This window comes from Aeromonas sp. S41-2, assembly GCF_027705845.1.
In the GTDB taxonomy this organism is placed as follows: domain Bacteria; phylum Pseudomonadota; class Gammaproteobacteria; order Enterobacterales; family Aeromonadaceae; genus Aeromonas; species Aeromonas hydrophila.
The window spans coordinates 195,808-218,459 of sequence record NZ_JAPDCG010000001.1; the positions used below are offsets into that span (position 1 = coordinate 195,808).

Here is a 22,652-nt window from a genome sequence, read left to right on the forward strand (position 1 = left end):
CGCCCGTTAAGTACATCACGGTCCATGACACCTATAACAGATGCAGTTATAGTGAAATACACCTATAACAGTTTAACAATCCCATGTCCCTATACGGCCAGCTGGCAGATCAGCTGCAACAGCAGATAACGAGCGGCCTCTGGCAGCCGGGGGAGCGCATCCCCTCCATCCGCCAGAGCTGCAAGACCCATGGCCTCAGCCCCATGACGGTGTTGCAGGCCTATCAGCTGCTGGAAAGCCGCGGCCTCATCCTGGCGCGGCCCCAGTCCGGCTACTACGTCAAGGCCGCCCCCTCCCGCCCGGCCGCCAGCCTGCCCCAGCAGGCCCACTACAGCGGCTCGGTGGACATCAACGATCTGGTGTTCGAGGTGTTGCAGGCGAGCAAGTCGCGGGAACTGGTGCCGCTCGGCATGGCGGTGGCCGATCCCACCCTGTTCCCCCACCCCCAGCTCGGCCGGGCGCTGGCCAGCAGCATGCGCCGGCTCGATCCCTTCAGCACGGTGGCAGATCTGCCTCCCGGCAACGAGGCGCTGCGCCGGGCCATCGCCCAGCGCTACGCCGGCGAGGGGCTGGCGGTAGATCCCCAGCAGATCATCATCACCACCGGCGCCATGGAGGCGCTCTCCCTCAGCCTGCAGGTACTGACCGAGCCCGGCGACTGGGTGGTGGTGGAATCCCCCACCTTCTACGGCGCCCTGCAGGCCATCGAGCGACTCAAGCTGAACGCGGTGGAGATCCCGGTGATCCCGGGAGTGGGCATCGATCTCGCCCTGCTGGAGGAGGCCCTCGCCCAGCGCCCCATCAAGGCGTGCTGGCTGATGGGCAATGTCCAGCACCCGCTCGGTCACACCATGCCGGATGACCACAAGCAGGCGCTGATGGCGCTGCTCAACCGGCGCGGAGTCGCGCTGGTGGAGGACGACGTCTATGCCGAGGTCTACTTCGGCCGCGAGCGGCCAAGGCCCATCAAGTATTGGGATACCAGTGGCGACAGCCTGCTGTGCAGCTCCTTTTCCAAGTGCCTGGCGCCCGGCTTTCGGGTCGGCTGGGTGGTGGCCGGTCGTCACGCCGAGCGGGTACAGCGACTGCAGCTGATGTCGACCCTCTCCACCAATGTGCCAAGCCAGCTGGCGCTGGCCGAGATGCTGCGCCAGGGCGGGGTGGATGCCCACTTTCGCCGGCTGCGCCACACCCTGGCCCAGCGCCAGCAACAGATGCGGGCCGCCCTGCTGCGCCTGCTGCCGGGGGAAGTGAGCATCTCCTCCCCCGATGGCGGCTACTTTCTCTGGCTCGAATTTGACCCGCACCTCGACAGCCGCGCCCTGCACGCCCAGGCGCTGGCCAGCGGTTTTTCACTGGCCCCCGGCGCCCTTTTCTCCAGCAAGGGGCTGCACAACCACTGCCTGCGCCTCAACAGTTCCCATCCCTGGAGCGAGCAGCTGGAGGCCGCCCTGGTCCGGCTGGCCGAGCTGATCCATCGGCAACTGGCCGTTGTCCCCACCAAAAACAACAAGGCCCCGTGACGGGGCCTTATCGACAATCCATGTACTGAGCGGGGGTCAGGCGGGGGCATCCAGCTGGGCCACCTGCCGCTCTATGCTGCCTTTGAGGTTGTCATCGAGCTTGAGGGCGCGCGCCAGCTCGTCCAGATAGCCGCGCTCCATGAAGTGATCCACGTCGATGGCAAGCAGGGAGGCGAGGTAGACCTCGGTCGCCAGCTCCATGTCGGTCACTTCCCGCGCCAGGGCGTGGGGGTCGAGCGGGCGGGCCAGCTCGACATCGATCCAGCGGGCCGCATCACTCTGGCCCTGTTCGGTCAGGTACTGCTGGATCTTCTGGCGCTCGTCGCCGTCGATATGACCGTCGGCCCGGGCTGCCGCCACCATGGCGCGCACCAGCAGAGTAGCTCTGGCATCCAACGCATTGCCCTGCAGGGTATCGAGGGGCTGGGTCGGCTGGGCCGGGCTTGACTGCTGGGCCTGCCAATCCTGATAGAGCTTGTAGGCCAGTCCGCCTAGCGCCGCCGCGCCGCCCACCGCCGCCACCTTGCCACCATATTTGCGCATCTTCTTGTTGCCAAGCAGCAGGGCCATGGCACCGGCCGCGAGACCCCCTTGCGCCATCCCCTTCATCTGCGCCTTGCGGCTGTCGCCGCCTTCGTTGAGCCAGCCCTTGCCAGCGCCCATCAATTGCTCCAGCATTTGTTTCATAAGACCTCCTCTTTTGCATGATTTTCCATGCTGGGCTGCGCCCACTGAACTCAAGGTGAATGGATGCCACTGCCACGCCTGTTGCTGCTGACCCTGCTGACCCTGATGGCGTTTGCCGCCAACTCGGTGCTCTGCCGGCTGGCCCTGTTCGAAGAACGGATGGATCCCGCCCTCTTCACCCTGCTGCGCCTGACCAGCGGCGCCCTGGTACTGGTGCTGCTGTGCGGCGCGCGCAAGCAGTCGCCCCGCCAGGGAGACTGGGGGGGCGCCCTGGCCCTGGTCACCTATGGCGCCGCCTTTTCGTTCTCCTACCTCACCCTGACGGCGGGCACCGGCGCCCTGCTGTTGTTTGCCGCCGTCCAGCTCAGCATGCTGGCACCGCCCTTGCTGCGCGGGGAGTCCCTGCCCAAGTGTCAGTGGCTCGGCCTGCTGCTCGCCATGGCGGGTTTGCTGGTGTTGCTGCTGCCCGGCCTCAGTGCGCCGGATCCGCTCGGGGCGGCTCTGATGATCCTGGCCGGCATCGCCTGGGCCAGCTATACCCTGCGGGCCTCGCGCTTTGCCGATCCCATCGCCGCCAACGCCGGCCACTTTCTACGCGCCAGCCTGCCAGCCGCCCTGCTCTATCTGCTGCTCGGGCAGTTGCAGACCAGCCCCGCCGCCATCGGCTATGCCCTGACCTCCGGTGCACTGGCCTCTGGCCTTGGCTATGCGCTCTGGTATCTGGTGCTGCCCCACCTTGGTCGCACCCTGGCCGCCAGCGTGCAGTTGCTGGTGCCTCTGCTCGCCGCCCTGGCCGGGCTCATCTGGTTGGATGAGTCCTGGTCGCTGCGGTTGTTATTGTCATCACTGGGCATTCTGGGGGGGATAGCCCTGGTCATCGCGGGACGCCCCCCTTCAGGAGAAAAGCCATGAAAATTGCCATACTGCTGCTCGGTTGCAGCCTCTCGGCCAGCCTGCTGGCCGCGGTAGAAGACAGGGATGCCAAACAGGCCAAGCTGGATGCCGCCTGCCAGCAGGCCCAGCAGCAGCTGGTCGAGCAGGGCAAGCAACAGCGGATCGACGCCTGCATCAAGGCGGGTGGCAAGGCCGCCAAATGCCAGCAGGAGTTCGCCAGCTTCGGTCAGCGCGAGGGCAACAAGCGGCCCGATCTCAACAACCTGGCCCCCTGCCAGCAGGCTGACGCCTATCGCAAGAGCTACCGGCAATGACCCTCAATCAAGGAGCACCCATGACCCCACCCCGCGAGCTGACCCTGCAGTTTCTGGCCGAGCCCGCCGATGTGAATTTCGGCGGCAAGGTACACGGCGGCATGGTGATGAAGTGGATCGATCAGGCGGGCTACGCCTGCGCCGCCGGCTGGTGCGGCGGCTACGCGGTGACCGTCTACGTGGGGGGGATCCGTTTTCTGCGCCCCATCCAGATAGGCCAGCTGGTGGAGGTGCACGCCCAGGTGATCCACACCGGCACCACCAGCATGCACCTGGCGGTGGATGTCTACAGCCGCCACCCGGCCAGCCGGGAGCGCCACAAGACCACCCACTGCATCATCATCTTCGTGGCCATGGACGAGAGCGGCAAACCGACTCCGGTGCCCCAGTGGCAACCGCAAAACGAGAGCGATCGGCAGCTGCAGCAGTACGCCCTCAAATTGATGGCCCTGCGCGAGCAGATCGAGCAGGAGATGCGCCAGCACCTCTAGCCGGGTCGCCCGCAACACCAGACAGGTCCCCATCCGGGAGCGGCCCTGTATAATGGCGTTTTCCCCGTTATGGAGTCTGTCATGTCATTGGAAACTGCCCCGCCCGAGGTCCAGCTCGCGGTGGATCTCATCGAACTGCTGGAGACCAACCGGATTGAGCCGGCCCTCGCCCTGGCGGCGCTGGCCATCGTCTCCGCGGACTATCAACGCAAGCTCAGCGAAGGCAAGGAGTGCTGAGCGCGCAGCGCTGCCACCCCATTTTGCCCAGGAGGTGTCATGACAGATCCCATCCGTTTTGAAACCGGCCGCCCCATGCTGCTAGGCGGCCTGCGTCGTCACCATGCCTTCGCCCACGCCGACTTCGGCGGCCAATGGCGCGATTTCAGCGCCCTCGGCCCGCTGCCGGGCCAGCTGGGCGAGCATGCCTATGGCGTCATCTGCGGCGTGACCGCCACCGAGTGCGAATACATGTGTGCGGTGGAGGTCGCCGCGCTGGAGGTGCTGCCCAGGACGCTGGGGCGGATGCGCATCGAGCCCCAGACCTATGCCGTCTTCCTGCATCAGGGGCATGTCTCGACCATGCCGCACACCTGGCAACAGGCGCTGGACTGGCTGGCGCAGTCCGCTTACCAGTCGGCCCACAAGCCCGATTTCGAGCGCTATGGCACCGCCTTTGACCCGGAGACCGGCAGCGGCGAGGTCGAACTCTGGCTCGCCGTGCTGCCGCGCCAGGCCATTGCCTGAGCATCCAGTGCTCCCTGTCCTGATAAACCGGCAAGGTTTAACCCAGACGAGGGGCTGACTCGGCGCTCGGGCAGTGCAAGGATATGGCTCCCTTACTGCCCGAGAGTTGTTATGGATAACCAGGAATGTCTCGACCAGGCCGGTCTCTGGAGCCGCTCCGCCCGCATCATGACACTGGCCTGCCTCATCGTCTTCATGGCCCAGATGGCCACCACCGTTTACCTTCCCTCCCTGCCCGTGGTGATGACGGATCTCGCCATGACCCGGCAAGGGGCCGAGCTCTCCATCTCGCTGTTCGTCATCGGCGCCGCCCTGCCGGTGCTGTTCTGGGGCGCCGCCGCCGATCGCTACGGTCGCCGGCTGCCCCTCGCCCTGTCACTCTTGCTGTTTATCGGCCTCAGCCTGCTGCTGGCCACCACCAGCCAGGGGCCGCTGCTCTTGATCCTGCGCACCCTGCAAGGGGTGGCGGCCGGCGGGGCGGCCATCATCGCCCGCATCCTGGTGCGGGATCACTGGCACGGCGATGAGCTGGCGCGCCGCCTCTCGGTGCTCTCCATCGCCTTCATCACCGCCCTCGGCGGCGGTCAGTGGATCGGCGGCCTCATCAGCCGCTATGCCCATTGGCAGCTGGGATTCGTGCTGATGGCCGGGGTCGGTGTGCTGGCGTTGCTCTTGATGAGCAGCCTGCCGCTGCAGGGGCCCAATCCGGCGGCGGCGGGCGGCGGCATGTGGGCCCGTTACGCCAGCCTGCTGCGCCGCCCCGGCTTTTTCTGGCCGGCCTGCGCCGGTGGCATCGGCTTTGCCATCACGGTGACCCTGCAGGAGGTGAGCCCCTTCGTGCTGCAACAGGGGTTTGCCCTCGAGGTCACCACCTTCGGCAGCCTGGGGTTGCTGATCGGGGTCGCCTACTTCGCCGGCGCCATGACGGTCAACCGGCGGGTCGCCCGGGTGGGAGGTCGCCAGCTGATGCGCCAGGGGGCCGCGCTCATACTGCTGGCGGCCGGCGGCATGCTGCTGCTCTGGGCACTGGGCGCCCTGCAGGGCAGCGGTGGATTGGTGGCCATGATGACCTGCTACTGCCTCATCATCTTCGGGCAGGCGGTGCTCTTTCCCAACAGCATGGCGCTGGCGGTGAGCGATGGCCGCGAGCACGGCGCCTACGCCATGGCCCTGTGCGGCTTCCTGCAGCAGGGAGTGGCCGGGCTGGCAGCCGCCGGCGCCACTCTGGTGAGCCATCACGGTGCCTGGGCCCCGCTCGTCTTCACCCTGGCGCTCATCACCCTGCTGATCGTGCGCACCAGGGTGCGCTAAGCAGGCCCCTGCCTGCGTCTCCTCACCGCTCAGCGGGCCCCATCACCCGATCACACAGACTGATGAGGGCCTCGCAGAGCCGAGTGAGCGGCTCGCCGCGCTCCGCCCCCAGGTGCAGCGCCAGCTCCACCGGCGCCACCGCCGGCCAGTGGGTCAGCTCCCGCTGATCCGGTTGCAACAGCCGTCTTGGCAACAAACTGACCCCGATCCCGGCGCTCACCGCCCCCTGCAGGCTGGCCAGGCTGGCGCTGACGTAGGCGATGCGCCAGCGCCGCCCCATCCCGTCGAGTGCCTCGGTCACCTGCCGCCGATAGAGCCCTTCGCTCGGGAACACCACCAGCGGCAAGGGATCCCGCTCGCTGGCGGGCCAGGCACGGCTGTCGACCCAGGCCAGTGGCTCGCGCCAGCAGGCGCGCGGCGCCCCCTGTCCCCGCGCCTGTTTGACCAGCGCCAGATCCAGCTCGCCAGCCTCGAAGCGCTGCCAGATCTCGTGGCTGAGGCCGCTGTGCACCTCCAGCCGCACCTGCGGGTAATCGCGGGCAAAGGCTGCCAGCACCGGGGCGATGGCGCCGGCGGCAAAATCCTCCGGTACCCCCAGACTCAGTTGCAGGCTGGCCTCGGCCACCTGCTCCTCGGCCCGGGCCAGCAGGGCCAGGATGCTGCGGGCCAGCCCCAGCAGCTTCTCCCCCTCTGCCGTGGTCACCACCTGGCGACCGGAGCGGTCCAGCAGCGGGCAGCCGAGCTGCTGTTCGAGCCGTCGCATCTGCTGGCTGATGGTGGATTGGGTGAGGTGCACCCGTTCACCGGCGCGGGTAAAACTGCCGCTGTCGACGATGGCGACAAAGCTGCGCAGCAAGAGGGGATCCAGCATGGCGACTCCATTTACAAAACCACTGGATGTCATTCTATCATTTAATTTCCCCATGACTGATTCCCCCGCTAGGCTGGTCTCCTCCCATCCCCTTTGCCTCGAGGATCCGTCATGCCCCACTCCCTTGCCGAACCCGCCGGCTCACGCCTGATCGCGTCGCTGACCGCCAATCCCAGCCATCAGGAGTGGCTGGAGCAGGCGCTGCAGCTGGCCCTCCACAACCGCCGGCAAGGAGGCCGCCCCTTTGCCGCCCTGCTGGTGCGAGACAACCAGCTGGTGACCAGCGCCGTGAACGGCATGCACCTGGATGGCGACCCCACCCGCCACGCCGAACTGGAAGCCCTGCGCCAGGCCAGCCAGGTCGGGCCGCTGGCGGGCGCCATCGTCTACGCCAGCGGTCACCCCTGCCCCATGTGCCTGAGCGCCCTGGTGATGAACGGCATTGCCGCCGTCTATTACGCCTTCGATAACGAGGATGCGGCCCCGTTCGGTTTTGACAGCACGGCCGCCTACCAAAAACTGGGCCTGCCCCTCGCCCCTGCCCCCCTGCCGCTTATCAAGCTGCCGAGCCCGCTGGCCGCCGCCGAGTTCTACGGTGCACCAGACCATGGTTGAGGCCCGCATCGATGCGCGCCAGCAGCAGGCCCTGCTGGTGCTGGTGATCCTGATCGGGCTCAACCTGCGGCCGTTTCTCACTGCCATCGGCCCCCTGAGCCGCGACATTGCCGAGGCGCTCGGGCTTGGCATGGATACCCTGGCCTGGCTGACCCTGCTGCCGCTCTGGCTCATCGGCGGCGGCGTGCTGCTCACCCCGGCCCTGCGCAGTCGCACCGGGCCGCGCCAGTTGCTGGGGGCTGCCCTGCTGCTGCTGGGAATGGGCAGCGCCATGCGCTTCGAGGCGGCCAGCGGTGCCCTGCTCATCGCCAGTGCCGCCCTCTGCGGGCTGGGTTCGGCTCTGGTGCAGGGAGTACTGCCCGGCCTCATCAAGCAGGCCTTTGCGCAGAAGGTGCCGCTGGTGATGGGCATCTTCTCGGCCTGCATGATGGGGGGCGGGGCGCTGGGTGCCAGCCTCACCCCGCAGCTCGCCGCCCGGCTCGACTGGTCCCAGGCGCTGGCGCTGTGGAGCCTGCCGGTGCTGCTGGCCATGGGCTGGCTCGGCTGGCGGGTACGGCTGCCCGCAGCGCCGGTGGCAGTGTCCGGTGGCGGCGAGCAGCGCCTCATCAGCCTGCCCCGCAGCTGGCTGCTGATAAGCTGCTTTGGCATCATCAACAGCGGTTACGGCATCGTCGTGGCCTGGCTCGCGCCGGCCTACATGGCGCAGGGCTGGAGCCCCCAGCAAGGCGGCGAGCTGGTGGCCTGGCTGGCGCTGGCCCAGACCGTGAGCGGCCTCGGCCTGCCGCTGCTGGCCGCCCGTCGGCTCGATCGCCGCCCCTGGATGGGATTGGCCATCGCCATGCAACTGGCGGGCTTTGGCGGCCTCTGGCTGGCGCCGACTGCCGCCCCCATCCTCTGGTGCATGCTGTGCGGCGCCGGCCTTGGCGGCAGCTTCTCCCTCATCATGGTCATCGCGCTCGATCACCTGCCGGATCCGCGCCGCGCCGGCACCCTCAGCGCCCTGATGCAGGGGTTCGGCTTCATGCTGGCGGCCACCGGCCCCTGGGTGGCGGCCCGCCTGCATCACCTGAGCGGTGACTTCGCCGCAGCCTGGCAGTGGCAGCTGGCCGGCCTGGTGCTGATGAGCCTGCTGGTCCTACGCCTCGACCCGCGTTACTACCCGAGGGCGATGCGACAATCCAGCAACGAAACTACTGCCCCGCTGACGCGGAACACCCCTTCCGCCTAGCTCAATCGCCAAAACAAAAACACCGGCCTGTGGCCGGTGTTTTTTAATGTCAACGCGGGGAGTGAGGGGGGCTTAGCGCCCCTTCTTCTGCCGCCCACCCTGACCGGCGCGCGGTTTGCCGGCGGCCGGTTTGGCCCCCTTGCTTGGGGCACCTTTGCCTGTGCTCCCTTTTGCCGAGCCGCCTTTTGCCGCGCCACCTTTGCCGGCCGGGCTCTTGCTTTCAAATGCCGACGGCCCCGGCACGTTGGGACGCCCGCCAATCTCGTGGTCATCATCCCGGCGCGGTTTTTTGCCCGGAGCCGGCTTGCCGGCTTGTGCGGCGGATGCCTTGGGTTTACCGCCCTGCCCGGCGGCAGCTTGCCCGCCTTTGGCTGGTTTCACCTCGGAGGAGGAGTCTTCAATCAGCTTGAACAGCTCGATCAGCTCGTCGTCGGTGAGATCGCGCCACTCGCCCACCGGCAACCCCTTGAGGCTGACGTTCATGATGCGGATACGCTCGAGCTTGGTCACCTCGAAGCCGAAGTGCTCGCACATGCGGCGGATCTGGCGGTTCAGCCCCTGCACCAGGGTGATACGAAACACGAACGGCGCCTCTTTCTTCACCTTGCACTTCTTGGTGACGGCACCCAGGATCGGCACGCCGGCGCCCATGCCCCGGATAAACTCGTCGGTGACCGGCTTGTCCACGGTCACCAGATACTCTTTCTCGTGATCGTTGCCCGCCCGCAGGATCTTGTTGACCAGATCGCCGTGGTTGGTCAGGAAGATGAGCCCCTGGGAGTCCTTGTCGAGCCGGCCGATGGGGAAGATGCGGGTACTGTGATTGACGAAGTCGACGATGTTGTCCTTCTCGCCCGCCTCGGTGGTGGAGACGATGCCCACCGGCTTGTTGAGGACGATGAATACCAGGCTGTCCGCCTCGCGCGGCTCGATCACCTGGCCGTTGACCTTGACCAGATCCCCGGCAAACACCTGATCCCCCACCCCGGCCCGCTTGCCGTTGATGAAGACGTTGCCCTGCTCGATAAAGCGGTCGGCCTCGCGGCGCGAGCAGATGCCGCTCTCGCTGATGTATTTGTTCAGGCGCATGGATTCATCAGCCAGCATGGGTCACCTGCCACTGGCCTGCGGCCTGGATCCGGGTCATCAGGGCGGCACGCTGCCGGTTCACTAACTCAAAATTGTGCATATCATTCCATCTTCAAAAAAGGCCGCTACCGACCTGTCCGGCAAAAAGCGCCGACACATTAACATATTGCCCCCTGACACACGCCGGATAGTTGCACTCGGCCCGTCCCCTTCTCGCAAAATGCGCACCCTGTCACGCGGTCAGCCCCCGATATTGCATCGCCATGCGCGGCCGTTCGATTGCCACCAGCGCCACCGAAATCAGCATGGCAATGGCCACTTCCGCCGTTGTGCGGGGTTTTCTCACTACGCCATAAAGATGCATGAAATATGCAGCTAACGATAATCCAAGCCAAATGACAGCAACATTTTCTTGCTATTTATTAATCAAAAATGCATAAAAAGATTTTGATTCGCGCGAATTATCTGCTCCTTCCGGCACTCTTTTCTGCTGTTTTCGGCGATTCGCACAACAATTTTCGCCCAATTGCGAAAAACACCAAATATTCACCTGCATCCAGGCCTGACAAAAACCATAAATTTGGCTGCAGGGTGCGCACTTTTCTCTGGCAAGAGGCCACTTTTACCCTTCACTACAGGAGTTACAGATGAGTCATTCCCTCTCCCAGGCGGATTTTCTGGCCCAGGTCGCCAGCCGCAATCCCCACCAACCGGAGTTCATTCAGGCCGTGAGCGAGGTGATCGCCTCCATCTGGCCCTATGTGGCGCGCCACCCCCGCTATCTGCAGCACGGCCTGCTGGAGCGGCTGGTGGAGCCGGAGCGGCTGATCCAGTTTCGGGTGAGCTGGGTGGATGATCGAGGCCAGGTGCAGGTGAACCGGGGCTACCGGGTGCAGCACAGCTCTGCCATCGGCCCCTTCAAGGGGGGGATGCGCTTTCACCCCTCGGTGGATACCTCGGTGCTCAAGTTCCTCGCCTTCGAGCAGACCTTCAAGAATGCCCTCACCACCTTGCCCATGGGCGGTGGCAAGGGGGGCAGCGATTTTGATCCCAAGGGCAAGAGCGAGGGTGAGGTGATGCGTTTTTGCCAGGCGCTGATGCTGGAGCTGCATCGCCACCTCGGCGCCGACACCGACGTACCGGCCGGCGACATCGGGGTGGGCGGGCGCGAGGTGAGCTACATGGCGGGCATGATGAAGAAGCTCACCAACAGCGCCGAGTGCGTCTTTACCGGCAAGGGGCTCTCCTTTGGCGGCAGCCTGATCCGCCCGGAAGCCACCGGTTACGGCCTGCTCTATTTCGTCGAGGCCATGCTGGCCAACCGGGGGCAATCCCTGAACGGCATGACGGTCTCTGTGTCGGGTTCAGGCAACGTGGCCCAGTACGCCATCGAGAAGGCGATGGCCCTCGGCGCCCGGGTCATCACCGCCTCCGACTCCGGCGGCACCGTCTACGATCCGGCGGGCTTTACCCCCGAGAAACTGGCGCGGCTGATGGCGCTCAAAAACGAGCAGCGCAAGCGCATCGCCGATTACGCCCATGAGGAGGGGCTGGAGTTTTTCAGCGGCCGCACCCCCTGGCACCTGCCGACGGACGTCGCGCTGCCCTGCGCCACCCAGAACGAGCTGGATGAGTCGGACGCCGTCACCTTGATTGCCAATGGCGTGCAACTGGTGGCCGAGGGGGCCAACATGCCGAGCAGCGCCGCCGCCATCCGTCGCCTGCACGAGGCCAAGGTGCTGTTTGCCCCGGGCAAGGCCGCCAACGCTGGCGGGGTCGCCACCTCGGGCCTCGAGATGAGCCAGAACGCCCAGCGCCTCTGCTGGAGCCGGGAGGAAGTGGATGCCCGCCTCAAGGGGATCATGACCAGCATCCACGCCACCTGTGTGCACTATGGTCAGGATGAGACGGGTCACGTGAACTACGAAAGCGGCGCCAACATCGCCGGCTTCGTCAAGGTGGCCGACGCCATGCTGGCCCAGGGGGTCTGCTGACGCGCCAGCGACCACGAAGACGGACAGCCTTACCACAGAGGGCAGCCCCGGGGCTGCCCTCTGTTTGCTCGGATGAGCCGCTCACTGTCTGTACTTATCACCTTGTTTCCCTTAGGCTTTAAGCCAGCTTTCGACCCTTAGTACGGCCACCGTGGACGCGGGGTCGCCCCTCTTTTATCAGTGCCAAGGACTCTCCCATGCTGGCTCGCACCCGCCGCCTCGTTCGCCGCCTTCTTCTCAGCCTGCTGGGCTTGCTGCTGCTCGGCTGGGCCCTGGTAGCCTACTTCGCCTGGCAGGCGGCGCCGCTGCAGCCCTGGCACACCCTGGTGCCACCCGAGCTCAGCGCCGAGCAGCTCGATGACAGCGACTGGCAGGCCTATCTGGCCCACGAGCAGCAGCTGTTCGAGCTGGTGACCAAGGAGGTGATCGCCAGAACGCCGCCGGAGCAGCAGCTAGACAGCAATCGCTACTATCAGGATGCCCCCATCAATCCGGCTCATTTTGCAACCGACTGGAACCGCTCCTATCTGCTGCGCCCGAGCGGCGAGGTGAAAGGGGTGGCGGTGTTCCTGCATGGTTTGACCGACTCCCCCTACAGCCTGCGCCACCTGGCCCAGCGCTACCGTAAGCAGGGCTTTATCGCCCTGGGGCTGCGCATTCCGGGCCACGGCACCGTGCCGGCCGGGCTGGTCGACATCGACTGGGAGACCTGGCTGGCCGCCACCCGGCTGGCGGTGCGCGAGGCCAGGGTGCTGGCGCCCAGCCCGCTGCCGCTGCATCTGGTGGGGTTTTCCAACGGCGGCGCGCTGGCGGTGAAATATGCGCTCGATGCGGAAGGTGACAAGACGGGCACGCTGGCAAGACCGGATCGGCTGGTGCTCATCTCCCCCATGATCGGGGTGACCCGCTTTGCCCGCTTCGCCGGCCTCAAGGCGGTGCCCGCCCTGCTGCCCGCCTTTGCCAGCGCCGCCTGGCTCGACACCATGCCGGAGTTCAACCCCTTCAAGTACAACTCGTTTCCGGTCAACGGCGCGCGCCAGTCCTACCGGCTGACCCACGCCATCCAGCAGCAGGTGCGTGAGCAGGCCGCCAGCGGCGAGTTGGCGGCCTTCCCGCCCACCCTCACCTTCCAGTCGGTGATGGACTACACCGTCAGTACCCGCTCCATCATCGCCGATCTCTACCACTTCCTGCCTGCCAACGGCAGCGAGCTGGTGCTGTTCGACATCAACCGCGGCACCCTGTTCGGCCCATTGCTGAGCAGCGCCTCCGAGCTGGCGCTGAGCCACCTGCTGCCACGCCCGCCGCTCTCCTACCGGCTGACGGTGGTGGGCAACCAGGCACCCTCCAGCACCCGCACCCAGGCCAGCAGTTTGCCGGCCGGTGGTGGGCCTGAGCAGATCCAGCCCCTCGACATCGACTACCCCAGGGAGATCTACTCCCTCTCCCACGTGGCCCTGCCCTTCCCGATGGATGACCCCCTCTATGGCATGGCGCCACGGCCCGAGCAGCGCGAGCAATACGGCATCAATCTGGGAGGGCTGGCCCTGCGCGGTGAGCGCGGGGTACTGATCGTCAACCCCGGCGCCCTCACCCGCACCTCCTCCAACCCCTTCTTCCCCTATCTGCAGGAGAAGGTGATAGAGACGCTGACGGCGCCAGCCCAACCGCCGGCCGGCAAACAGCCAACCCCGGTCTGGGACAGCGAAGACGAAGCCGCCTATCAGGCGGAGCGGGAACAGTTTCTACAGGATGCGCAGGAGAGCGAGGCTCCCTTCTAGGGCCCTTGCCAGGGCCCGTTGCGGCTGTGCGTCAGGATGGGGTTAGCGCGGAGCCTCTCACCACTTGCCCCAATCGCCCCGGCAGGGCGGCATCAACTGGCCGTCACCCGATGCCAAGCGCCATCAGGGATAGCGGCTGATCTCAATCAGGTTCTGATCCGGGTCCAGGCAGTAGACCGACTCGATGGGGCCGCAGGCTCCGCTCTTGGTCACCGGCCCCTCCACTATCTCCACCCCGTGGCAATGGAGCTGGGCGATGACCTGTTCCAGCGGCCAGCGGGTGATGAGGCAGAGATCCCCCGAGCCCACCTGCGCCCGGTTGCGCGGCTCCTGCCCCAGCAGTTGCAGATTGATCTTCTGGTTGCCAAAGCGCAGGGCCCGGCGCCCCGCCCCAAAGGTAATGGCTTCCATATTGAGCACTGAGCTGTAAAACGCGACGGCCCGCTCGATGTCATTGACCGTCAATACCAGATGGTCGATATGGCTGATCATGTCCCCTCCTGGCTGCTGTGTGTCGATAGCGCTGGCCCGACAGACTGACCTGTGGGCGCCCTCATCATACTCAATTCCCCACCTGGCAAGTGTGCCGAATGGCGCAAAGATGGCTGAGCAAAGCCGCTAGCTGAGTGAAGGCGGCGGTGGCCTTACTGTTGGGTGCGACACGCCTGGTCACGCTGGGCCAGCAGGGTTTCATCATCACTACCCATCGCGGCCAGAATGGCCTGATTGCAGGCGCGCTCAGCCTGCCGAGCCGCATTCGGTTTGCTCTCGCGAATGTCGGCGATCATGGGGCGGTAGTTAACTGAAGCGGCGCAATACATGGCGCGATACTGGGGCTGCTGCGAGTGGCTGTCGTCCTGGCGCGACAACTGATCGCACAGCTTGTTAAATAGTGCCGCCGCCTTGACGGTGCATTGGCTGAAGCGCCGTGCATCCTGCTCGTAGCTGCGGCAGACGCTTTTCGGCTGCAGCTGCCAAAACTGGAAGGCAAAGGGGATTTGTTCCCCCTCATACTCCACCACCAGCGATTTGAGCTCAGTGCCATAAATATCCGCTACCTGCTGCTGTACCAGATTGAGATAAGCCGAGAAAAGATAAGAAACCGGATCCATCACCACCTCCTTGTGGTTGACCTGGGTGAATTGACGTTTGTAACTCCCCTACTCTAAGTCCTTAACGAAAGGACCCACTCTAGCCTACTGCTTACTATCAGCTAATTGCTTGATGATGCACACATTATTGTACCGATACAGCTGAAATAAGGTGTCGATTGGATTAAGATGCGCGCCATATCAGGTAACTCGGATGGGGCCATCCCGATCATGTCGGGGTTCAAGGCGACCGAGAAACAGTGCTGAGGAGCCAGTTTTGCGCGGGACATGGACAGAAGAGGAATTAAGGGCGACTGTCGGCGCCTACCTGGCGATGCGCACCATGGAGCAAAATGGCATCCCCTTCGTCAAGAAGCGCTATTACACCGAACTCGCTAACCAGTTTGGCCGCACCGAGAAGGCATTCGAGTATCGAATGCAGAACATCTCCTATATCTGCGCCCTGCTAGGGCGGACCTGGGTATCAGGTCTCAAGCCGGCTAAAAACGTGGGCCCCCACAATGCCCCCATCATAGAGCGCCTGCTCTGTGAGCTCGATGGCCAACCCTATACCGGCAAGGCTGCCTTTGAGCATCAAGTGAGCCGCTACAAGATCAAGCCAGTACTCCCCACGCCCATCGGCATCCAAGAACCACAGCAGCGTTATGGAGCCAACCCTGGCTATGGGCGGGATCCAAAGGTGAAGGCTTGGGTATTGATGACGGCGGCGGGCCACTGCGAAAGCTGCGCACAACCGGCCCCTTTTCATGCCACCACGGGGGACGCCTTCTTAGAGGTGCATCATCTGCGCACACTCGCCGAAGGGGGTTCGGATACCATCAGCAACACGGTGGCGCTCTGCCCTAATTGCCACCGTGAGCTGCACTATGGCGTCAACCAGGCACAAAAACGTGAGGCCCTTTACCAGGCGCTACCCAGGCTGGTGCGAGAATAACGCGCCTGCTGCGCTCATAAAAAAACGGCTCGCCAGTGGCGAGCCGTTTTGGTCGGGATCAGCAGGGGATGCGCTCGATACGGCCGCCGCTCAGTTTGAAGAAGGCATCCTGCGGCAACTCCTGCAGCCAGGTGGTGGTGTAATCCAAGTCCGCATAGGCGCCGCGCAGCATGGCGCCGAACAGGCCGTGGGAGACCACGATGGCGCGCTCGGCGATACGCTCATCCTGCAACCAGCTCAGGGCCCGGCCTTGAATGCTTTGAAAACTCTCCCCCGCGGGGGCTTGCAGATACCAGTCTGGCTGCTCCAGATCCAGCTCGGGGTGGGCCGCCAGCAGCTCGGGCACCCGGCGACTCTCCCACTCCCCCATCCCCAACTCCACCAGCCGCTCGTCCCAGACGATACGCGCTTGGTCCAAGCCAAGCTGCTGGCACACCCGCTCCGCGGTCTGGCGCGCCCGGCCGAGGGGGCTGGCGTAAAGGGTCCAGTCGGCGGGCTCGGCCAGGAGCTTGGCCAGACGAGCTCCCATGGCGAGGGCCTGGGCTTCCCCCTTGGCGGTCAGTTCGGAGTTGCAGCGCCCCTGCAGCCGCAGTTCGGCGTTGTAACGGGTCTGGCCGTGGCGCAGCAGATAGAGGGTACGGGACATGGTTTCTCCAGCAGGTTCAATGAGATAACAAAAACAGAAGAGGCATGATAACAGATGCGCCGGGGCAGCCAAGGCGCAGGCGGGGGCGTAAAAAAACAAAACGGGTCAATGCTGACCCGTTAATGCTGGCTGGCGCCGCGCTCAGCCCTTCTTGATCTCCCGCAGATAGCGATAGATGGAGTGAACCGAGATACCGAGCTGGCGGGCCGCTATCTGGGCGCTGTCCTTGAGCTCGAAGATGCCGAGCTCATGCAGCTGGTTGACCATGACCCGGGTCTTCTGGGACGGGGGCACCGCCTCGTTGCCGCGCACCTCGGCACTGACGGTGTCGATGGTGCTGTTGAGGGCCTCGTCGATGTTGCGGGCAAACACCTCCGGGGTGGCATGACCATCGTGGCCGTGCAGGCACTCCGGCATCATGGTGCGCAGCACGGATTGCAGCGGGGCATCCATGTCGGTGTTGATGCAGAGCAAACCGATGGCCTGCCCCTCGCCATTACGAATGACGGTGGTGAGTGAGCGCAGCGTCTTGCCGGTGGCGCACTTGGTCATGTAGGGGCTGGAGATATCCTGCCCACTCTTGAGTTTCATCATCGCCAGGTTGGTGATGGGGGCTCCGACGCTGCGCCCCGTGATATGGCCGTTGGCAATCTTGATGATCGACGGATTGCGCGCATCCAGGCTGTGCAGCAGCACCTCGGTGTGCTGGCCATACATGGCGGCGATGCCGTCCACGATGATCTCCATCGCCTTGAGGATCTCGAAATCGGTCTGACTCAGCTCTTGCAGCTTCACATTGAAACCTTATAAAAGGGCCGCCGACCCGGGCAAGGGTAGCAGCCGACAGGGACACTCAGGCGGACATGATATCAATAATGGTGCTGTCTGTGGCAGACATGCCGTCTTTGACCATCTGGCCCACGTTGCGAATGGTCTGCTCCACATTGCCCGCCACGATCCCCTGCCCCGATACCGCATGGCTGTTGAGCGCCATCAGGAAGCCGCGCACCGCCGCCCCGGAGGAGGTGCTCACCTTCATGGCACAGGAGGCCTTGGCGCCGTCGCACACCATGCCGGCGCTGTCGCTCAGCACGTTCTGGATGGCGTGGCAGGATTGCTCGAAACTGCCGCCTGCCAGATAGACCATGGCCATGGCGGCCGCCGCGCTGGTGACCGTGTTGCCGCAAAAGGCCGACAACGGCGGATAGTGGGACTTGATGTAGATGGCCCCCAGGTGGCTCATGATGAGGGCGCGGGCCAGCTGCTCTTCGCTGGCACCGAAGCGCTCGGCGATGACCACCACCGGGATGGTGGCGGCGATGCCCTGGTTGCCGCTGCCGAAGTTGCTCATGGCCGGCAGGCTGGCGCCCCCCATGCGGGCATCGGAGGCCGCCGCGGTGCGCATCACGATGCGGTTCATCACGTCCTCGCCGATGAGGCCGGCCTGGATGTTCTGCTGCATGGTGCGGCCGATCTCGAGGCCGTAGGGGTTGTTCATCCCCTCGTCGGAGAGTTTGCCGTTGAGCTCGGAGGCCTGCAGGATAAAGCGGATCTGCTCGAACTCCACCTGGGTGGCGAACTCATGAATGGCGGCGATGCTGATGTCGACCCCGTCGCAGATGGCACCGGTGGCGCCACCCTGGCCCTGCTCGGCCGTGAAGGTCACGTCATCATTGCGGCGCTGCTCGACGATGCGGGTATGGCCGCCGCACAGGGTCACCTCGGCGCTGTGCTCGGTGCCCTCTGCATCAAGGCCCAGCAGCCGGACCCGGCAATAGATGAACTCGGGGGCCGAGGTACGGCTCACCTGCACCTGGCCTGCATCGATCAGCTCCTGCGCCTCTGCGACCTGGGCCGGCGTGATAGCGGCCAGCACCTCCAGCCCGGCCTCGGCGTTACCGCCGATGGCGCCGGCGGCAGCGGCAATGGCCAGCCCAATCTTGCCGGTGCCCGGCACATAGACCCCCATGGAGTTCTTGTAGAGGTTGTCCGACACCACCACCTCCAGCCGGACGGGCTTGCAGCCCAGTTGCCGGGCGGCGACGGCGGCGGCATAAGCGGCGGCGATGGGCTCGGTACAACCCAGCGCCGGTTTGACAACCTGTTGAATAATCTGCAGATACTGCTGCCACGCTTGCTTCATCAGAACACCCTTTCTATCAACATTAACCAGCGATGTGAGCGATCGCTTCCACTTCCACCCTGACACCCATCGGCAGATCCTTCACCGCAAAGCAGCTGCGGGCCGGGCAATCTTTCAGGAAATAGCGTTTATAAACCTCGTTGAACGCGGCAAAATCACTGATCTCGGCGAGATAACAGGTGGTCTTGAGCACGGTATCCAGGTTGCCGCCGGCGGCTTCCAAGACATGCTTGAGGTTCTCCAGCGCCTGACGGCTCTGGGCTTCGATGCCCCCTTCCACCACGCCGCCCTGCTGTTTGCACACCGGCAGCTGGCCGGAGGTAAAGATGAGGTCGCCATAGGCAGTGCCATGGCTGTAGGGACCGATGGCATCGGGTGCGGCATCCGCCACGATGATCTTTTTCATATCGCCACTCCTTAAAATGCAATTATTTTTGCAATCAATAGTCTCGTCTTGTTCAACATTATTTGCTTATTAGGCATTCCATTCAACTAAAACCTGCAAAAACAGCGATAAATTCGGTAGCAGGTGCAAATTGAAAGCGTGATCTGTCTCCCTCTTTAGGTAGAAGAGCGATAAAAAGCATTGTTTTGCCTCTTTTTATTCAACTATATTTGCGTCTGATTTTTACCCCTACAAAAACAAGGTATTTTATGGACGCGCACAGTACGACACTCACCCGGCCCGTGATGGGCACGCTGGAATGGAAAGAAGCGGTTCGTTTTGACAGCACCGACTGGGGCTGGGTCATCATGAGCATCGGCATGGCCATCGGGGCGGGGATCGTCTTCCTGCCGGTGCAGGTGGGATTGATGGGGCTGTGGGTGTTTCTGCTGTCGGCGGTGATCGGCTACCCGGCCATGTACATGTTCCAGCGCCTCTTCATCAATACCCTGGCCACCTCGCCCGAGTGCAAGGACTACCCCAGCGTCATCAGCGGCTACCTCGGCAAGAACTGGGGCGTACTGCTCGGCGCCCTCTACTTCGTGATGCTGGTGATCTGGGTGTTCGTCTACTCCACCGCCATCACCAATGACAGCGCCTCCTTCCTGCAAAGCTTCGGGGTCACCCAGCAACTGCTCTCCGAGAATCCCTTCTACGGGCTGGTGCTGATCTGCGCCCTGGTGGCACTGGCGTCGCGCGGCGAGAACCTCTTGTTCAAGATCTCCACCTTCATGGTGCTGACCAAGATCAGCGTGGTGGCGGTACTCGGCCTGATGATGGTGAGCAAGTGGGATGCCGCCAACATCACCGCCATGCCGGCCAGCGGTGACTGGCTGAAGGATGCCATCGTCATGCTCCCCTTCACCCTCACCTCCATTCTCTTCATCCAGAGTCTGAGCCCCATGGTGATCTCCTACCGCTCGCGGGAAAAATCCCTGGAAGTGGCCCGCTTCAAGGCGATGCGCGCCATGAACATCGCCTTCGGCATCCTGTTCGTGGTGGTGTTCTTCTACGCCGTCTCCTTCACCCTGGCCATGGGCCACGAGCAGGCGGTCAAGGCCTCCGAGGAGAACATCTCGGCGCTGGCCATGGTGGCCCAGGGCATGCCGGGCCAAACCCTCAAGCTGCTCAGCCTCACCCTCAACATCTTCGCGGTGATGACCGCCTACTTCGGCGTCTATCTCGGCTTTCGCGAGGCCTGCCAGGGGCTGGCGATGAACCTGCTGCGCCGGGTGATGCCGGAAGATCGCATCAACAAGGGGCTGGTGGGCAAGGGCATCATGCTGTTCACCGTGCTGCTCTCCTGGGGGGCCATCGTGCTCAACGCCCCGGTGCTGAGCTTCACCTCCATCTGCAGCCCCATCTTCGGCATGGTGGGGTGCCTCATCCCGGCCTACCTGGTCTATCAGGTGCCGGCGCTGCACAAGTACAAAGGGGTCTCCCTCTACATCATCATCGTCACCGGCCTGCTGCTCTGCGTTTCGCCCTTCCTGGCGTTCAACTGAGCCGCAACCTTCTCCCATCGGCAACGGGCCACCCTGAGGGTGGCCCGTTTTTCTGACCCATTCAGCCCCCTCGCCACGGGAAAAAGCCAAGGGGATCACAACTTCCACCCCGCCCCCAGCCGAGCCACCCGGCGAGGAGTAATATCCAGCCATCCCGCTACACGCCCCGTCGGGGCCCGAGGCTTCATATGAAATGGATATTCACGCCCGCCATCCGGCTCGGCAATCAGCTCTCCTTCAAGTACAAGTTTTTGCTCTGGTCCTGCCTGATGCTGCTGCCGCTGGCCTACAGCATGACCAACCTGCTGGGTCGGCTGCAGGACGACAACGCTCAGGCCCGCAAGGAGCTGGCCGGCGTGGTCAAGCTGGCGCCGCTGCCCGCCATCGAGCAGGCCCTGCTGACCCATCGCAACCTGGTCACCCGGCACGGCTATGAACAGAACCCGGTCGGCGAGGAGGAGGTCAAGGCCGCGGCCCGGGCCGTCGATGCAAGCCTGGCCGCCTTTGCCGCCACCAAACAGCAAAACCCCGTGTTCGATACCCTCGCCCAGGAGTGGTCCAGCCTGCAAAACGAGGCGCTCGGGCTCGAGGTGGATCAGAGCAACCTGCGCCACGACAAGCTGCTGACCGAGGTACGCCACCTCTACAAGAGCACCACCGCCGCCAGCAGCCTGGTGCAGGATCCCGCGCTCGGCACCTACTACATGGTGGTGCTCGCCAGCGAGCGGCTGCCCCAGCTGCGCGATCTGCTGGCCCAGGTGCGGGATCGGGCCGCCACCATCGCCGACTTCGGCCTGTTTCAGGCCCAGGGCTACAGCGCGCTGCGCTTTCGCCTCGACCTCATCAACGCCACCCTGCAAGAGCTGGAGGCCGACCTGACCCTGCTCTATAAGATGGCCCCCGCCTATCGCAGCGAGCTGGGCCAGCAGACCAACGCCCTGTTGCAGCAGGCCCATCAGGGGGTCGACACCCTGGAAAACAAGATGATGAAGGATCAGCAGGTGCAGCTCTCCAGCAAGGAGGTGCTGGCGCTGGGGGATGGGCTGGATGCCGCCATCACGGCGCTGGCCGGTCAGGTGCGCCAGCGGCTGGAGGCGGATCTGCACCAGCGCATGACCGCCAACCAGCGTCACTTCTGGTGGGTGACCGGGCCGCTGACCGCCATCCTGCTGGCCTATCTCTACCTGATGATCGGCGCCTATCTCTCCTTGCGCGGCACCGTGGGCCGGGTGCGGGAGATCGCCGCCCGGGTCAACGCCCAGGATCTCAGCCAGCAGATCGAGATCGTCGGCCAGGATGAGCTGGCCGCCATCAGCCGGGATTACAACGTGACCCTGCAGACCCTGCGCACCCTGATGCTGCGGGTGCGGGAGAACGGCGTCAGCGTGGTGGAGAGCGCCACCGAAATCGAAGCGCGGACCTGCCGCTCCCAGGAAGTGATCGCCGATCAGCAAGGGGAGACCCATCAGGTGGCCACCGCCATCAAGGAGCTGGCCGCCACCTCCCACGACATGGCGGGCAACGCCCAGCAGGCCGCCCGCATGACCCAGGAGGCGCAGGCCGTGGTGGGTCAGGGCGAGGCGGTGGTCGAGCGTACCATCAAGGCCATCGACCACATCAATCGCGAGGTGCTGCGCACCGCCGAGACCATCGGCCAGCTGGAGCAGCAGTGCAGCCAGATTGGTGGCGTGATCGGGGTGATCCGCGGCATCGCCGAGCAGACCAACCTGCTGGCGCTCAACGCCGCCATCGAGGCGGCCCGCGCCGGCGAGCAGGGACGCGGCTTCGCGGTGGTGGCCGACGAGGTGCGCTCGCTGGCCAACCGCACCCAGCGGGCCACGGTCGAGATCCAGCAGATGATCGAGCAGCTGCAAACCGGCGCCCGTGCCTCGGTCAGCGCCATGTCCGCCGCCAGCCGCGAGGCGCAGGAGGGGGTCGGCCTGGCCCAGGAGGCCCAGCAGGCCTTTGGTGCCATCACCGAGCGGGTGGGCAGCATGGTCGACACCAACTCGGTGATCGCCAGCGCCATCGAGCAGCAGGGCGCCGTGGTCAACGAAATAGAGCGCAACGTGGTGCGCATCTCCGATGGCAGCGACGAAGCGCTGCAGGTGGCCAACGCCGCCCGCGACGCCGCCCGCCAGATCCACCTGCTCACCGAGCAGCTGCGTGCCATGGTGCAAAGCTTCGTGCTCTGAGCCAGCGCCCATCACCCACACCATCGCCAGCCCCCTGCCGGGGCTGGTTTTTTTTGCCAATTCAGACGATCGGGCAGCATTGTTTTTCTTGGCGAAAAAAGTATCAACTGCCCATTGTGCGCGGAGGATA

At 64.5% G+C, this 22,652-nt stretch carries 24 protein-coding genes; 14 read left to right on the top strand and 10 right to left on the bottom strand.

From position 1 onward, the window contains the following. Window positions 1–83: 83 nt before the first annotated feature. Complete coding sequence (locus OKC44_RS00880; protein WP_270810499.1) at window positions 84–1,523, top strand: aminotransferase-like domain-containing protein; 1,440 nt, start codon at window positions 84–86, stop codon at window positions 1,521–1,523. Window positions 1,524–1,559: 36 nt separating this feature from the next. Here the strand turns inward: OKC44_RS00880 and OKC44_RS00885 are convergent, their stop codons facing one another. Beyond that, window positions 1,560–2,210 carry a tellurite resistance TerB family protein gene (locus tag OKC44_RS00885; RefSeq protein ID WP_270810502.1) on the bottom strand — a complete coding sequence of 217 codons (651 nt, stop codon included), beginning with the start codon at window positions 2,208–2,210 and terminating at the stop codon, window positions 1,560–1,562. 63 nt (window positions 2,211–2,273) lie between these two features. Between OKC44_RS00885 and OKC44_RS00890 the strand changes: the two genes are divergently transcribed. The 6 genes from OKC44_RS00890 (at window position 2,274) to OKC44_RS00915 (ending at window position 5,964) form a co-directional block, all read left to right on the top strand. Continuing rightward, window positions 2,274–3,122, top strand: a complete 849-nt coding sequence (locus OKC44_RS00890) for an EamA family transporter (RefSeq protein ID WP_130632618.1) — start codon at window positions 2,274–2,276, stop codon at window positions 3,120–3,122. Then, window positions 3,119–3,418 carry a hypothetical protein gene (locus OKC44_RS00895; protein ID WP_024943735.1) on the top strand — a complete coding sequence of 100 codons (300 nt, stop codon included), beginning with the start codon at window positions 3,119–3,121 and terminating at the stop codon, window positions 3,416–3,418. The genes OKC44_RS00890 and OKC44_RS00895 overlap by 4 nt, the downstream gene beginning before the upstream one ends. Window positions 3,419–3,438: 20 nt before the next feature. After that, window positions 3,439–3,909: an acyl-CoA thioesterase gene (locus OKC44_RS00900; protein WP_011705527.1), complete on the top strand. Its 471-nt coding sequence runs from the start codon at window positions 3,439–3,441 to the stop codon at window positions 3,907–3,909. 81 nt (window positions 3,910–3,990) lie between these two features. Next, window positions 3,991–4,146: a pleiotropic regulatory protein RsmS gene (gene rsmS / locus OKC44_RS00905; RefSeq protein WP_010634402.1), complete on the top strand. Its 156-nt coding sequence runs from the start codon at window positions 3,991–3,993 to the stop codon at window positions 4,144–4,146. 39 nt (window positions 4,147–4,185) lie between these two features. Further along, on the top strand, window positions 4,186–4,653 hold the full coding sequence (locus OKC44_RS00910; protein WP_270810506.1) for a GyrI-like domain-containing protein: 468 nt from the start codon (window positions 4,186–4,188) through the stop codon (window positions 4,651–4,653). A 111-nt stretch (window positions 4,654–4,764) separates the two neighbouring features. Next, complete coding sequence (locus OKC44_RS00915) at window positions 4,765–5,964, top strand: MFS transporter (protein WP_270810508.1); 1,200 nt, start codon at window positions 4,765–4,767, stop codon at window positions 5,962–5,964. Between the two features lie 22 nt (window positions 5,965–5,986). On the opposite strand, the gene OKC44_RS00920 is transcribed toward OKC44_RS00915, so the two are convergent. After that, window positions 5,987–6,835 (bottom strand): LysR family transcriptional regulator, encoded by an 849-nt coding sequence (locus OKC44_RS00920; protein WP_016350286.1) that lies wholly within the window; start codon window positions 6,833–6,835, stop codon window positions 5,987–5,989. Between the two features lie 111 nt (window positions 6,836–6,946). On the opposite strand from OKC44_RS00920, the gene OKC44_RS00925 reads away from it, so the two are divergent. Then, window positions 6,947–7,450: a nucleoside deaminase gene (locus OKC44_RS00925; RefSeq protein WP_270810512.1), complete on the top strand. Its 504-nt coding sequence runs from the start codon at window positions 6,947–6,949 to the stop codon at window positions 7,448–7,450. Continuing rightward, window positions 7,443–8,678, top strand: coding sequence for a cyanate transporter (locus tag OKC44_RS00930; RefSeq protein ID WP_270810514.1), 1,236 nt, complete (start codon window positions 7,443–7,445; stop codon window positions 8,676–8,678). The genes OKC44_RS00925 and OKC44_RS00930 overlap by 8 nt, the downstream gene beginning before the upstream one ends. 72 nt (window positions 8,679–8,750) lie before the next feature. On the opposite strand, the gene rluF is transcribed toward OKC44_RS00930, so the two are convergent. Both rluF and OKC44_RS00940 read right to left on the bottom strand, forming a co-directional pair. Then, on the bottom strand, window positions 8,751–9,785 hold the full coding sequence (gene rluF / locus OKC44_RS00935; RefSeq protein WP_270810517.1) for a 23S rRNA pseudouridine(2604) synthase RluF: 1,035 nt from the start codon (window positions 9,783–9,785) through the stop codon (window positions 8,751–8,753). Between the two features lie 214 nt (window positions 9,786–9,999). After that, window positions 10,000–10,131 carry a hypothetical protein gene (locus OKC44_RS00940; protein ID WP_259231198.1) on the bottom strand — a complete coding sequence of 44 codons (132 nt, stop codon included), beginning with the start codon at window positions 10,129–10,131 and terminating at the stop codon, window positions 10,000–10,002. A 283-nt stretch (window positions 10,132–10,414) separates the two neighbouring features. Here OKC44_RS00940 and gdhA point away from each other — a divergent pair, with 283 nt between their 5' ends. Together gdhA and OKC44_RS00950 are read left to right on the top strand one after the other, a co-directional pair. Beyond that, window positions 10,415–11,761 carry an NADP-specific glutamate dehydrogenase gene (gene gdhA, locus OKC44_RS00945; protein ID WP_270810519.1) on the top strand — a complete coding sequence of 449 codons (1,347 nt, stop codon included), beginning with the start codon at window positions 10,415–10,417 and terminating at the stop codon, window positions 11,759–11,761. Between the two features lie 197 nt (window positions 11,762–11,958). Beyond that, window positions 11,959–13,542 (top strand): alpha/beta hydrolase, encoded by a 1,584-nt coding sequence (locus tag OKC44_RS00950; RefSeq protein ID WP_270810521.1) that lies wholly within the window; start codon window positions 11,959–11,961, stop codon window positions 13,540–13,542. A gap of 123 nt (window positions 13,543–13,665) precedes the next feature. Here OKC44_RS00950 and OKC44_RS00955 read toward each other — a convergent pair whose 3' ends face one another. Together OKC44_RS00955 and OKC44_RS00960 are read right to left on the bottom strand one after the other, a co-directional pair. Beyond that, window positions 13,666–14,034 carry a VOC family protein gene (locus tag OKC44_RS00955; protein WP_270810523.1) on the bottom strand — a complete coding sequence of 123 codons (369 nt, stop codon included), beginning with the start codon at window positions 14,032–14,034 and terminating at the stop codon, window positions 13,666–13,668. 152 nt (window positions 14,035–14,186) lie between these two features. After that, window positions 14,187–14,654: a hypothetical protein gene (locus tag OKC44_RS00960; RefSeq protein WP_270811292.1), complete on the bottom strand. Its 468-nt coding sequence runs from the start codon at window positions 14,652–14,654 to the stop codon at window positions 14,187–14,189. Between the two features lie 256 nt (window positions 14,655–14,910). Here OKC44_RS00960 and OKC44_RS00965 point away from each other — a divergent pair, with 256 nt between their 5' ends. Next, window positions 14,911–15,588: an HNH endonuclease gene (locus OKC44_RS00965; RefSeq protein ID WP_270810524.1), complete on the top strand. Its 678-nt coding sequence runs from the start codon at window positions 14,911–14,913 to the stop codon at window positions 15,586–15,588. A 58-nt stretch (window positions 15,589–15,646) separates the two neighbouring features. Here OKC44_RS00965 and OKC44_RS00970 read toward each other — a convergent pair whose 3' ends face one another. The 4 genes from OKC44_RS00970 to OKC44_RS00985 form a co-directional block, all read right to left on the bottom strand. Continuing rightward, the gene (locus OKC44_RS00970; protein ID WP_024943748.1) at window positions 15,647–16,234 is read right to left on the bottom strand and encodes a histidine phosphatase family protein; all 588 of its coding nucleotides are present in this window, start codon (window positions 16,232–16,234) and stop codon (window positions 15,647–15,649) included. A gap of 141 nt (window positions 16,235–16,375) precedes the next feature. Further along, window positions 16,376–17,029 (bottom strand): helix-turn-helix transcriptional regulator, encoded by a 654-nt coding sequence (locus OKC44_RS00975; RefSeq protein ID WP_005299461.1) that lies wholly within the window; start codon window positions 17,027–17,029, stop codon window positions 16,376–16,378. Window positions 17,030–17,087: 58 nt separating this feature from the next. Next, window positions 17,088–18,377 (bottom strand): L-cysteine desulfidase family protein, encoded by a 1,290-nt coding sequence (locus OKC44_RS00980; protein WP_270810527.1) that lies wholly within the window; start codon window positions 18,375–18,377, stop codon window positions 17,088–17,090. Window positions 18,378–18,399: 22 nt separating this feature from the next. After that, window positions 18,400–18,783 carry a Rid family detoxifying hydrolase gene (locus OKC44_RS00985; protein WP_005299455.1) on the bottom strand — a complete coding sequence of 128 codons (384 nt, stop codon included), beginning with the start codon at window positions 18,781–18,783 and terminating at the stop codon, window positions 18,400–18,402. Window positions 18,784–19,031: 248 nt separating this feature from the next. Between OKC44_RS00985 and OKC44_RS00990 the strand changes: the two genes are divergently transcribed. Further along, on the top strand, window positions 19,032–20,327 hold the full coding sequence (locus OKC44_RS00990) for an aromatic amino acid transport family protein (RefSeq protein ID WP_029303410.1): 1,296 nt from the start codon (window positions 19,032–19,034) through the stop codon (window positions 20,325–20,327). A 188-nt stretch (window positions 20,328–20,515) separates the two neighbouring features. Next, window positions 20,516–22,522 (top strand): methyl-accepting chemotaxis protein, encoded by a 2,007-nt coding sequence (locus OKC44_RS00995; RefSeq protein WP_270810529.1) that lies wholly within the window; start codon window positions 20,516–20,518, stop codon window positions 22,520–22,522. Window positions 22,523–22,652 lie beyond the last annotated feature (130 nt).